The following is a 12,758-nucleotide window of genomic DNA, read 5'->3' as shown; positions in this document are numbered from 1 at the left end:
CTCGCCGTACATCAGGGCCCGGGCGTCGGTCGAACCCGCACCCATCAGGTTCGCGCCCTGGCGAAGCCCGCGGCGGCCGAGCGTCGAGACGACCGTCGAGATCGCCTTTGCCCTCGTCCGGATGGTGGTGATCGAGGGGAAGGTGAAGCCGCGCGCGAGCTCGGCCGGAGGCACATGGAACGTCCCCTGCGCGTCCGCCGCCAGCGGTGCCAGTTTCGGCTTCCGGGTGCTCTGCCAGAGGTTCAGGACATAGGCGATGAACTGCTCCTGGCACGTGCTCAGCCGCTGGCGGTCCTCTCCCTGTGGCCCCTTCTGGTGATCGCGGTCGAGCAGCACGACCGGGTTCTGGCCGTACTGGACGTAAAGATCGGCGTATTTCCGGAGGGTGCGGCCCTGAGGCCAGTCGAAACTCGCGGTCACGCGGCCACCGCGCGCGGTGCCGTGGATCCGGTCGTCCTGGGCGATGGCCCGGGCGCGGCGCATCAGCTCCTTGCGGACCGGGCCATTGGTGCCGGTGACGGGGTTCCGGCTCATGGCCCGCTGGGTGAGCTTCCAGCCTTCGGCCTCCATTTCGAGGATCGCCAGCACCACCGGCAGGCGGGCGCGTACGATGTCCTGCTGCTCTTCGGGCAGCTGGTGGACCAGCTCATAGCCGCCGGTGAACTCGAGAAGCGCCCGGCGCTTTTCCTCTTCGGCGGGCGTCGTGATCTCGCAGGTCCCCTCCCGGATCGCCTGGTCGACGCGGGCGAAGGCCAGCGTGAGGCATTCCCCGTCCTCGAGGCCCTCCACGGCGTAGCCGTCCCGGTCCTTGCCGGTCACCCGCCAGGGGCGACCGTCCAGAACAAGGTGCGACCCCGCAGGGACCTTGAAGAGGGGGCCGGTTGTCATGCGGCGAGCCCGATGCGGGAGTGGAGGGTGATCGCCGCGTGCCAGTCGGCCCGGAGGATGCGGCGGCCGATCAGCCGCATCGCCGACTGCCAGGCCGTGGCCGGGGGCAGGTCGCACTGCGCGACGAGGTCCTTCATCAGCCAGTAATTGGCCGCCCGCGCCACCGCCTCGACATGGGCGTCGGCCGCGGGATCCGGGTTCCGGCTGAGATGCCAGATCCGGCGCAGGTTGTCGCGATACGCCCGCGAATAATCGTCGGCGTTCACCACCACGGCGTCGTCGGCGAAGCCCTCCGGGATCGCCGTGAAGATGTCGTCGATCTCGTCCTGCGTCGCGCGCTTGCCGAGGCTCCAGCCGTTGCGCACGAAGACGGCGCGGCGGTGCCCGTCGCGGTAGGTCAGGCGCCGGTCGAAATGGTGCTCACGGATCCTGCCGCTGCGCCGGCAGCGGAAGGGGATCGGCGGCAGCTGGACCTCGAGGCCGTGGAGGTCCGGATGAAGCAGCGCCTCGATCGCGACGGCGGATTCCGCCTCGCTCTCGAAGTGATAGACCTGCGGCACGCCCCCCGTCGCCGGGGTGGCGGCGGCGAAGGACACCCTTCGCGCGGTGTTGCTGCGGGTCAGCGGGTTGCGCGCGCCGGTGAAGGGCAGGACGCCATGGATCGGCGCCACCTCGAGGGGGGCCTCGTTGCGCTTCTTGCCGTCCGCCTCGGCCGGACCCAGATCGGGCGCCCAGGACGGCGGGCGGACGGCGGGTTGATGCTCCGCTCGATGGTCCCGAACCTGCCCGGCCCGGCATCGTCCGGACCCTGCAGGTATTCCATCGCTTTCCGGCGCAGGGTCGGCATGTTGGCTTCGATCGAGGCGTCGGTCTTCACGATCGCCTTCGCGTTCCACATGTCGATGAAGGCGAGGACGAAGGCCTCCCTATCGGTCATCCGCTGCCGCACCGGCGCGGCAAGGGCCGACGTCATGACAGCAGGCACTTCCAGACGCTTGACGGCCGTTTCGGGCAGGAACCAGTCGGGTTCGTGCCGAAGCTTGCCTTCGCTGGCGAGGCGGCTGAGCTGCCGGTGACTGAAGGTTTCCGTGACGCCGGTCCCGTCGGCGCGCGCCAGGGCATAGCCGGTGTCGTTGCCGTAAGCCGGCCGCCATTCCACGCCGTTGATCGTCACGCGGTCGTGGGTGGACAGCGCAAGGCGCCGTCCTTCGGAGTTGAACTGAAGGGTCATGTCTTGTCCTTGGGTTGTTCGGATCAGGCGGCAACGTCGATCGCGGGATCTTTCAGCGGGACCGGATCATTCGCGGGCGCGGCGCTGCAGGTGACCCGGATCTCCGGCGACAGCCGGCCGAGCTCGGCCTGTTGCAGCCGGCCAGCGGCGATCAACCGGAACAGGGCCCGCGTTCCCCGCGCACCGAGGCCGATTTCCCGGCTGAGTTCGTCCACCCTAGTGATGCCGCGGGCATCCCCGACAACTTCGGCGGCCCGGGCATCCGCTTCGGGATCCGGATGGCGCATGCCGTGCAGGAGCCAGGCATTGTGGACCTCCGTCGGATCGAGGTCCTTTTCGGTGACCACGCGGACGTCGTCGATGACCTTCAGGGCCACCGCCTGCGCCCGAATGATGCCGAGTTTCCGGAGGAATTTCGGGGTGGCGAAGCGCGCGGCCTTGAAGGCAAAGGCGGTCTTCGTCCCGTCCTGGTGAACAGCGACGCAGTCGAAGTAATGGGAGAAGACCTCGCCGTTCTCGTCGAACCAGTCGAACCGCACCTGTTCGCGGACCTCGCGAACATCCGGGCGATAGTGCAGGCACAGAATGCCGTTCATCTCGAGGTGGCTTTCGGTCTGGGTAATACGGCCGGCGCCGCCGCCGATGACGACATGGCCAGAGAAATGGCCCTTCGACGCGAGCGGGACGTCGCGATAAGCGATGCTGGGGGCGGGAAGTTGGATCTCTCCGTTGGGCAGGATCTGCATATGAACCTCGCATGGCGACGGTTCGTCCCCGGCAGACCATCTGCCGGGACCGGGCGCCAAGATGCGGTTCAGCCGACCACAGCCCTCAGGATGGAGCGGTCGAGCCACAGGAACGGAGGGATGGGAATGCGGTCAGGGGCCCGCAGGAACAGGCGCAGCCTTAGCAATGAAGGGCGGCTTGCCGGGGGCGCAATCGGTCAGACAGGAGATCATGTTTGCCTCATCATAACGCCAGAGACACCAGCCGTTGGGGCTGGGCTCGGATCAAGAAAGAGGCTGGCGGCGCGACACATGGCGCTTCGCCGTTCGCGGTCATAGCTCTCGCGATTTCCAAACGCAAGACGGGATCTCGAGGTTGGTGAAGGAGCATGATCAGCCATGCGCAAGTGCTGGTACAAGCTTGTGCGCAGCCATTGGCCGGGCCCCTATGCGGGGAACAGGACGCCATCGGGGCCAAGGGCGGTGGAGCCGCCTGACGTACACGAGGCATGGCATCAGCGGCATCCTGCGAAACCGGCCATTGCAACTGACGGCACGACCAGGATCGATGCGCCTCCCAGCGCATCCGGCCGTTGCGATGTTTCGGAACTGCCGCCCGAGAGCGAGTTTCAGCCTGTCGTCCCCAGACGTATGCTGACGACGGGTCGCCACTCGCTAAGACAGGTTCCCGAAGGGCTTTCTCTCCGCCGTCGCCCTCGCCGCAAGCGTCATGTTCCGGCCATGAGGTGAGACCAGTCCTTCCCCTAACAAAAGCGCCGGGCAGCGAAGGGAGTTCAGATCAACTTGCCTGTAAGATCTCAATGATCTCATCGGCAGTAAGCACCGCGTCGCGCCGTGTCCCCAGCATGGCGCGCATGGGCTCAAAGACATTATACATTCGCAGGTAATGCGGCACCACGCGGGAATGAGAGTTCAAGTCGCGGCCCGCAAACTCTGTGAAGCGGCCCATTACATCGATTAGATGCTTTGCGATTCCGAAGTGGTCTTCGTTGTTGCCGTCAAAGCCGCTGAACTTCGGGTCATGATTATGGTTGGCGGCCCGGACCCGATCCTTTTCAGGCGTATTCAGTTGGTCGAAAGACCGCTCTATAAAGCCCCACATATCGAGAATGTTGCAGGTTTCTGAAACTTCCCGCTCGTCGTCTACATGATTGTGGAGGAGGCCTGGCATGTCCCATTCCAGGGACCAAAGATGTCCGCCGTGAATGGCTTCCATCAAAAGGTTCAAATTCGTCTCACCTTTGATCCCCATTGCCTTGTGGATATCCGCCAGCATCGCAATGATGATCTTCTCACCGTCCGTCAGCTTCAAGTTGTCACCTCGTAGTTCTCTGCCGCACCGATAAGGTAACGCATTGTCAACTTTTCAAGACCTTGGGAACAAAAGAAATACCCCTTGCCAAGCGGACCTGCATGAGACTGAAGAAGCCATTCATGCGGCATTCGGTGAGCTCGAAGTTCTGAGAAGGGCTGCTCGGCCCCCTCGCTGCAGCGCGCTGGACTAGCGGTTTCGGAGGTCGGCGCCGGAAGGGTCGAGCCTCCCTGCTCCGACGTGGTATCGCAGAGGGTGGAGAGTGGCCTGACGGCAGTGCGGCATGACCTACTGAAACACACGTTGACAGCCCGTACGGTTACGCCTGTCTCCCGGAGGGTTCGGTGCTTGGATGTCGCTGCGACCGCGAGCGAAAGATCAGCAACTTCCGGGTGCGGTGTGTTCGATGCGAGGCCTTCCAGCACCGATCGTGAAGGTCAGAAACCTGCCTCAAAAGAAGGATAGTTGCCCCTTGAGGAAAAGTTCTGTGGCAATTCACAGGCGCGATGCATGCAAACGGCTGCGGGGTTATTTTGCCGATCTTTTAGCCCGGAAATCTGCGGCCTGTCCGCGCCTTACAGCACGTTTCTCATGGATTTTGCCGATCTGGCTTGCCGATCTTCGAAAGCACCGGATGGGCGCTTCCGGACGCCATCCGCATTTTCGAACACAGCTCGAGACCGCGGCGCTGGTCATGAGCTGGCGCCGCCACTGCGTAGGGCTTCGGCACATTGTCATTTTTTCCCGATTCCAAATCGGGACAGGCGCGGGATTTTTCCCCGACGATCCCCACGTTTTTCAAATTTCATAGCAAAAACAGTGTGTTGACTCCAACCAGATCTTCTGATCGGTGAGCACCGCAATGGAGTCAATGCCCCGGCTTCATCGGGATGAGTTCAGGAGAGAGCTGATGAGCCAGGAGTTTTTCGGCACCAGGAATTTCGGTCCGGACGATGCCGTGACGACCAGCAATCGGTCCCATGGTGCCGCCAATGATGAGCGCCAGGCCCTTCCCTTTTCACCGGAGATTTCCGCAGCCGGCCTGGCGGATCCCGTCTGGCTCTCCTTTGCGGCCGAAGTCGTCGAGCGTCTGCGCTCTGTCGAGCAGGCCAATGCCGTCGTTTTTTCGTCCGGCGACGGCAAGGACAACAAATGTTACCCGACCGTCACGCAACTTCTGCTCGCCCTGCGCCTTGCTGAAACCTTTGGCAGCCGCCGGGCCGTCGACTCCTGCCTCGCGCCCCAGGCTCTCACAGTGTTGTCCGGACTGCGGCTGGCGGAGGTCAAGCCGGTGTTGGAAGTGCTGGACTACGGCCTTCTCCCTCCTGGAACCCGGACGCTGACCATGTCGCGGCGGTCACCAAGCATCACGCCTGATCTGGTCCTGTGCGCCCCGGAGACAGACGGCCATGAAATCAGCCGGTTCAACCTTCGCACTTTTCACGAAGATCTTGTGAATGCCTTCGATTCCCGCGTCCCCGTCCTGATCCTCTGGCCGGATGAGGAAGAACTCCCGGTCGATATCGCCCGATTTCTCCCGGCACCGCTCAGGCTCGTGCCGACCGACCGCATGATTCTGCTGGAGCTTCTGCGCCTGACCCATGGTGAGTCCGGCACCCTTGATGCGGGCGCAATCCTTGCCGCCCTGCCGGACGATCGCGCCTTGGCTGATCTGTCGCCTCTCGCTCTCAAGGCGGCTCTGCGGGCGCCCTTCGCGTTGGAGGTGGCGCGTCATCTGGCAGATTTTCAGCGACCCGCCACCAAGCTCGGGCCGAGCCTTGACGATCTCACGGGAGATGGAGAGGCCCTGGCCGCAGCCCGGCGGCTGGTGGAGGATCTCGGGCTCTGGAAAGAGCGCCGGATCAAATGGAATGAGCTTTGCCGATCCATGCTGATGTTCGGTCCGCCGGGAACGGGCAAAACCTGGCTTGCGCGGGCCATGGGTGCCAGCGCCGGCGTCGACTTCATCGCCACCAGCTTCGCCGAGTGGCAGGCCGCCGGTCACCTTGGCAACATGCTGGCCGCCATGCAAAGGAGCTTCACCGAAGCGCGCCGGAAATCGCCCTCCATCCTGTTCATCGACGAGATCGACTCCGTCGGATCCCGGCTCAGCGGCGACCGGCACGGCGCGCATTATTCCCACCAGGTCATCAACGCATTCCTCGAACAGATGGACAGCATCTCGAGGGAGGAAGGCGTGATCGTCATCGGGGCCTGCAACTTTCCCGAGCGGATCGATCCGGCGGTGCTGCGGGCCGGGCGGTTCGATTTGAAGATCGAGGTGCCCCTGCCCGATGGCGAAGCCATTTTCGGCATGCTGAGGCGCAGTCTGGTGAACGATTTTCCAGAAGCGGACATGCGCGCCTTGGCCCGGGCGGCCATCGGCCGGAGTGCAGCGGACGTCGATGCGGCGGTCCGGAAGGCCCGAAGTGCTGCCCGCAGCGCAGGGCGGGCGCTTCGCCTCGACGACATCCGGGCGGAGTTTGCGCCGGCCGGCCCCGTTACAGAGGCGGTCGAATGGCGCACCGCCGTGCATGAATGCGGGCACGCCTTTGCGGCCATCGCCTTCGGTCGCGGCTCGATCGAACGCCTCACGCTGACGCCCGACGGCGGGATCACGACCCGGATGCCGGTCACCGACGAGGGCCTGATTGCCGAAATCGAGGCGGAGATGGCCTATCTGATGGCTGGGCGGGCGGCTGAAAGGCTCGTGTTCGGCGAGGTCTCTGCCGGGGCGGGCGGCCCGGAACATTCTGATCTGGCCAAGGTCACCGCGTTGGCGGTCATGTTGGACACCCGGTTCGGCCTCGGGGTCTACGGCTCCCTCTGGATCGACGCGAGCCCGGATGTGCTTCTGCGCGATCCTGAGGTTCGCGATCGCGTCCGCGCGAGGGTCGATGCGGCGGAGGCGCGGGCCGGAGTTCTGCTCGCTGGGCATAAGGACCGTCTGGAGGCCATGGCCCGGGTTCTTGTGCGCGAGCGACTGCTGGCCGGCAAGACACTGACGGATTGGCTGGCGCCGTTGTCGGGTGTCGCGCCCTCGATCCCCGAGTAAAATCAGACTGACTGACCCGGTGTAGCCAGATCGGGCCGGCGGTACCCATACTGTCGCTCGCAGGACGAGCGGAAGCTTGTCGTGAGCGATGTCCGAGAAATTGCCACCTGAACTCATTCGCCGCGAATCCGGCATCAAGCAACCGTGCGGCGCATAGTCGCTTGATGCCGGCTGAAGCGTCTCTTCGTGTATGATCCGTTGCTTGTTACTCATCTCCCAGGAGGTGCAGCATGGCAGATGAAGAGGACAAGAAGCCCAAGGTAACAAAGCGGCGCCGAGGCAATACCTTGGAAAATTGGGAAATTGCTATCGTGAAAGCCATGATCAGACGTGGTGGTCTCTTCACGAACGACCAAGATATCCTCGCCTATTTCACGCGCCCTACCCGATCGGTGAATCATAGGCTCATTGGCGAAATCAGAAACGAAGCCAAGCATAAAGCCGTAAAGGCCGGGAGCGATGAGGATCTTGATGTCTTCCTTGCAACATGGCCGGATGTCGACCATGAGACGGGCCTAAGTGTCCGCGGTGATGAGCTCCTGATCAAGGCGCGAGAGGCCATGATCGCCGCCGTTCAGACATTCAACAGCGCGGGCCTGACCTTCCGGGCCGAACTCTTCATCGTCACTGCAATCATCGCCTGGACATACCTTCTGCACGCTTGGTTCCGGCGCGAAGGGGTCGATTATCGCTACCCGAGCCAAAAGACGAAGGAAGGTGCCGATAAGTATTGGGACCTCGGCCATTGCCTCAAACAGACGAAGTGCCCGGCGAAAGGTGGAGTTGCGAAGAACCTCGAATTCCTGATCGAGCTCAGACACGAGATCGAGCATCGATCGACCAACAGGATCGACGACGCACTGGGAGCCAAGCTTCAGTCCTGCGCGTTAAATTTCAACGAACTTCTCAAGAAGGAGTTTGGAGTACAATACGGCCTGGAAAGGCGTTTGCCTCTCGCGTTGCAGTTCGTTTCATTCGGGTCGGAGCAGCGAACGGCACTTAAGAAAGCCGCTAACTTGCCCAAGCACATCGAGGCCGCGATCAATGCCTTTGAAAACGGGTTGACTGAAGATCAGATGAAGGACCCGGCTTACCGGATCTCCTATGGATTTGTGCCGATGGTTGCGAAGAAAGCTGGTGCTGCGGACACTGCGGTGCAGATTGTATCGGCTGGTAGTGATGAGGCCGGTGAGATCGAGAGGATCATCCTCAAGGAGGTAAACAAGGAGCGATATCCGCCCGGAAAGGTCGTCAATAAGGTGAACGCTGCTGGTTTCCCGCGCTTCAGGATCCAAGACCACACCGATCTTTGGAAGGAACTTGACGCGAAAAAGGAGGGCAAGGGCTTTGGCTGCGTTGGAGATTACGGAAACTGGGTTTGGTTCGACCGATGGATCGAAGAGGTTCTGAAACACTGCGAAGCCAAGGGCGCAACATACCGTTAAAACACGACCAGGCCGAACAGCTCACTAACGTGGCGTACGAATTGGGTGTTGGATCAGAAAATGATTGCCTCTAAGTCCGGGACCTCCATTAATGTCCAATGATGGTCACGGCAAAAACTTGAGGTTTTCCACATTCCTGTGTCAATTGACACATTGAACACCTGCGCAATTCGATTTAGGATTGACCGGAAAGCTCTCGGAATTGAAGGGCTGCAATTGGAGTGACGACGTGGGGCAGGAAGCCATTCAGAATAATGCGGCCTTCATCTGGTCGATCGCGGAACTGCTCCGCGGCGACTTCAAACAATCGGAATACGGCCGGATCGTTCTGCCTTTCACGGTGCTGCGCCGCCTCGACTGCATTCTGGAGACCACCAAGGACCAGGTCCTGGAAGCCGCCGCCAGCCTGCCCGAAGGCATCGACGACGAAGCCCGGTTCATGATCCTGACCTCGGTCGCGAACGCTGGCGGCCAGATCTACAACATCAGCCCCTTCACCTTCGCCACGCTGCGCGAACAGGACCCCAAGCACCTTCGCAAGAACCTCGTCGACTACCTGATGGGCTTCAGCCCGAACGTGCGCGACATCTTCATCGAGAAGTTCAAGTTCACCGAAGTCCTGAAAGGGCTCGAGGATGCCAAGTCCCTCTGGCGGGTCTTCGACAGCTTCGCCCGTGCGGACCTGCATCCGAGCAAGGTCTCCAACCTGGAGATGGGTTACCTGTTCGAGGAGCTGATCCGGCGTTTCTCGGAAATCTCGAACGAGACCGCCGGGGAGCATTTCACCCCGCGCGAAGTGGTCCGCCTGATCGTCGACCTGATCATCGCTAACGACGAAGTTGCGCTGTCGGGCAAGGGTATCATTCGGCGCATCTATGACCCCGCCTGCGGCACCGGCGGCATGCTCTCCACCGCGGAAGAGGCGATGACAGCCCTCAATCCCGGGCTGAAGGTCGACCTCTTCGGGCAGGAGCTGAACGCAGAATCCTTCGCAGTCTGCAAATCTGACATGCTGGTGAAGGGCCATGATGCATCGCGTATCGCCTTCGGCAACACGTTGACCGAGGACGCGCACCGAAACGAGACCTTCCACTACATGCTGTCGAACCCGCCGTATGGCGTGGACTGGAAGAAGTACGCAGACGAGATCAAGGCCGAAGCCGATCGCAAGGGGCACGAGGGCCGGTTCGGGGCAGGCTTGCCGCGGATCTCCGACGGACAACTGCTGTTCCTGCAGCACATGATCTCGAAGATGCGCGACGACGAGAACGGCTCGCGCATCGGCATCGTCATGAACGGGTCGCCCCTTTTCACCGGCGGCGCCGGTTCGGGCGAGAGCGAAATCCGGCGCTGGATGCTGGAGAACGACTGGGTGGAGGCGATCGTCGCCCTGCCGACCGACCTGTTCTACAACACCGGCATCCAGACCTATGTGTGGATCCTCGACAACCGGAAAGACGCCGCCCGACGCGGCAAGGTCCAGCTGATCGACGCCTCAGGCGAAGGATTCTGGAAGGCCATGCGCCCGTCGCTCGGCTCGAAGCGCCGGCAGATCCCGGACGAGGCCCGGGCGGAGATCGTCCGCATCTACCACGAGTTCCTGAACGGCAGGGCTGGCTATGGCGACGTGTCGAAGATCTTCGACACCACCGACTTCGGCTATCGCGAAATCCGGGTGGAACGCCCGCTGCGGCTGCGCTTCGACATCACCGGCGCGATGATCGTCGAGATGGATGACGCGAAGGGCCTCGACAAGCTTGGCGATGACTTGTCCGGCCTGAAAGCAGTCCTGCGCGACAGCCTGATAGGCCAAAGCTTCACCAGCCGCGATGCCTTCGAAGGCGCGGTCGCGGCGCTGGCCAAGGCCGTCGGCGTGAAACTGTCGACACCTGTCCGGAAGGCGCTGGTCCAGCATTTCGGTGAGCGGGACGAAGAGGCCGAGATCTGCCGCGACGCCAAGGGGCAGATCGAGCCGGATCCGGAGTTGCGGGATTTCGAGTTGGTGCCGCTGAAGGAGGACTGGAAGGCGTACTTCGCCCGCGAGGTCACGCCCTTCGTGCCCGACGCCTGGGTGGACACCAGCTACACCGATGACAAGGATGGGAAGGTCGGACGGGTCGGCTACGAGATCAACTTCAACCGGTATTTCTACCAGTATGTGCCGCCGCGGCCGCTGGCGGAGATCGACTCCGAACTGACGGCGCTGGAAGCGGAGATTGCCGGGTTGCTTAGGGAGGTGGTGGCGTGAGGTCGCGTCCGAACCGCGATGCGCGGCGGCAAGCCTTGGACGCTAGGCTGAACCTTGGTCCCCTTGGCGTGATCTGGGCAAAGAATGCACCACCTGATTGGGAAGTCACCACGCTCCAGAGAATCATGTCTGTTTCAAGTGGAGATTTTCTTTCTCCTGATGAATTTACCGATGAAGGATACCCAGTTTTTGGCGGTAATGGTCGGCGCGGCTTTTTTAGAGGCTGCAATGCCCCCGCTCATACGATGATCATCGGCCGTTACGGCGCACTTTGCGGAAATGTCCACATTCCCGATACGGATTTCTGGGCGACTGAGCACGCCTTTCGCGTAAAGAAGCGTGCCGCATTTAATACTCGCTTCTTGTCCTACTATATCACTGCGCTTGAACTACGGTTCTTGGCCGCCAGAGCAGCTCAACCGGGTTTGAATTCGCGCATGGTGCGGGAGCAGGCAATTGCCCTTCCCGACATCAGCATCCAAGGTCGGATTGCCGCATTCCTCGACCGTGAAACCACGCGGATCGACGAACTGATCGCGAAGAAGCGCGCTTTCGCCGACCTTATCCTTGAGAGGGAGGAAGCGTCGTTTCTTGCGGCTGTAACCGGACGCAACACAGCTGGACCTCGCGCGGATTCTGGCGTGGAATGGATTGGAAGCCTGCCAGCAGGTTGGTCGACGCCCAAGTTCACCATGGTGGCACGTCAGGAGACGGGTCACACGCCAAGCCGAAAGGAACCGACGTACTGGGTGCCTGAGGAGTGCGTGATCCCTTGGCTGTCTCTTGCGGACGTCTGGCAACTGCGAACTGGTGAGACCGTCTACCTAGAGGACACCTCCGAGAAGATCAGCGAAATTGGCATGGCCAACTCGGCTGCCCGGTTGCTGCCGCAAGGCACCGTCGTGCTGTCTCGTACCGCATCCGTTGGCTTCGTAACTATCTTGGCCCGGCCAATGGCCACGACCCAGGATTTCGCCGGATGGATCTGCGGCCCAAAGATCCGCCCGAAGTTCCTCTATTATGTCCTTCGCGCAATGAAACCAGAGTTCCGTCGCCTCATGATGGGCTCGACGCATCAGACGATTTACATGCCTGACATCCGAGCACTCCGGACGCCACTGCCCCCGCTGGCAGAGCAGGATCGGATCATCCGCGAACTGGATGACTCGATTCGTTGCTACCGTCAGGTTCATTCCCGCATCACCGCCAGCGTGAAAAAACTGCAGGAGCTCCGCGCCACCCTGATTACCACCGCTGTCACTGGTCAAATTGACGTGACAACGTACGGAAAGACCAGCACCATTTTGTCTGAGCTTGATCGGATGGAAGAGGAAATTGCAGAATGAGTGACCATTACAAAGAAAGGCAACAAGAGTGCCCGTTTGTATGGGGCGACCGGATCGATCACAAGTTTTGTGGATTTGGCACCATTGTTTCAGAACCCAAAGTGAGTGTAGGGCAAGTTAAAGACAGAACTGCCCCGGGTGGCTATGCTCTGGCTCAAAAAGGTTGGACTGTCACAGTCCGATGGGATGATAGCAGTCGTGGCACTTTTGATGTTGCAAGCGAGGCCATATCGTTGGTCGAGCGCCCCGATGCAAAGGGTGGCGCATTCTGGCGAAACGAGTTCGAGAAGTTCTTAAAACCGGCGATCGCAGCAAGAAACGTCACCTCAACGTCCATGACCGCCGCTTACCGACCGAAATCCGAAGACGGAGTGTCATCGATTAAAGCGTCGCTCGAGAAAGAAAAACAAGCCATCGAGGCACTTTTGCACTTTCTGGCGGAAGACGAAGCCGGAAATCACCCATAACAGTTGCCAGTCGGATATCA

At 61.5% G+C, this 12,758-nt stretch carries 9 protein-coding genes and 1 pseudogene; 5 read left to right on the top strand and 5 right to left on the bottom strand.

What is annotated here, in order from left to right; all coding sequences use genetic code 11:
• From ACTVZP_RS17630 to ACTVZP_RS17610, 5 genes and pseudogenes are all read right to left on the bottom strand, one after another.
• Nucleotides 1–888, bottom strand: a pseudogene (locus tag ACTVZP_RS17630) (hypothetical protein); the annotation flags it as partial.
• Entirely contained in the window at nt 885–1,559 is a 675-nt protein-coding gene (locus ACTVZP_RS17625; RefSeq protein ID WP_443213473.1) for a hypothetical protein, read from the bottom strand. The gene ACTVZP_RS17625 and the pseudogene ACTVZP_RS17630, both read right to left, overlap by 4 nt.
• A complete protein-coding gene (locus ACTVZP_RS17620; protein ID WP_443213472.1) occupies nt 1,508–2,119 on the bottom strand; it encodes a hypothetical protein in 612 nt (203 codons plus the stop codon). Before ACTVZP_RS17620 ends, ACTVZP_RS17625 begins: the two co-directional genes overlap by 52 nt.
• Nucleotides 2,120–2,142: 23 nt before the next feature.
• On the bottom strand, nt 2,143–2,865 hold the full coding sequence (locus ACTVZP_RS17615; RefSeq protein WP_443213471.1) for a hypothetical protein: 723 nt from the start codon (nt 2,863–2,865) through the stop codon (nt 2,143–2,145).
• A gap of 778 nt (nt 2,866–3,643) precedes the next feature.
• Nucleotides 3,644–4,177 carry a YfbU family protein gene (locus ACTVZP_RS17610; RefSeq protein ID WP_443213470.1) on the bottom strand — a complete coding sequence of 178 codons (534 nt, stop codon included), beginning with the start codon at nt 4,175–4,177 and terminating at the stop codon, nt 3,644–3,646.
• 910 nt (nt 4,178–5,087) lie between these two features.
• Between ACTVZP_RS17610 and ACTVZP_RS17605 the strand changes: the two genes are divergently transcribed.
• From ACTVZP_RS17605 to ACTVZP_RS17585, 5 genes are all read left to right on the top strand, one after another.
• On the top strand, nt 5,088–7,232 hold the full coding sequence (locus ACTVZP_RS17605; protein WP_443213469.1) for an AAA family ATPase: 2,145 nt from the start codon (nt 5,088–5,090) through the stop codon (nt 7,230–7,232).
• Between the two features lie 230 nt (nt 7,233–7,462).
• The gene (locus tag ACTVZP_RS17600; protein WP_443213468.1) at nt 7,463–8,677 is read left to right on the top strand and encodes a DUF3644 domain-containing protein; all 1,215 of its coding nucleotides are present in this window, start codon (nt 7,463–7,465) and stop codon (nt 8,675–8,677) included.
• A 181-nt stretch (nt 8,678–8,858) separates the two neighbouring features.
• The gene (locus ACTVZP_RS17595; protein WP_443213467.1) at nt 8,859–10,925 is read left to right on the top strand and encodes a type I restriction-modification system subunit M; all 2,067 of its coding nucleotides are present in this window, start codon (nt 8,859–8,861) and stop codon (nt 10,923–10,925) included.
• A 35-nt stretch (nt 10,926–10,960) separates the two neighbouring features.
• The gene (locus ACTVZP_RS17590; protein ID WP_443213466.1) at nt 10,961–12,271 is read left to right on the top strand and encodes a restriction endonuclease subunit S; all 1,311 of its coding nucleotides are present in this window, start codon (nt 10,961–10,963) and stop codon (nt 12,269–12,271) included.
• Nucleotides 12,268–12,738, top strand: coding sequence for a hypothetical protein (locus ACTVZP_RS17585; RefSeq protein ID WP_443213465.1), 471 nt, complete (start codon nt 12,268–12,270; stop codon nt 12,736–12,738). Before ACTVZP_RS17590 ends, ACTVZP_RS17585 begins: the two co-directional genes overlap by 4 nt.
• The last annotated feature ends 20 nt before the right edge of the window (nt 12,739–12,758 follow it).

The organism is Rhodobacter sp. NSM, from assembly GCF_052244495.1.
Lineage (GTDB): Bacteria > Pseudomonadota > Alphaproteobacteria > Rhodobacterales > Rhodobacteraceae > Cereibacter_A.
The sequence above is the reverse complement of the archived record's forward strand: the minus strand, read 5'-3'. Positions and strand labels throughout refer to the sequence as shown.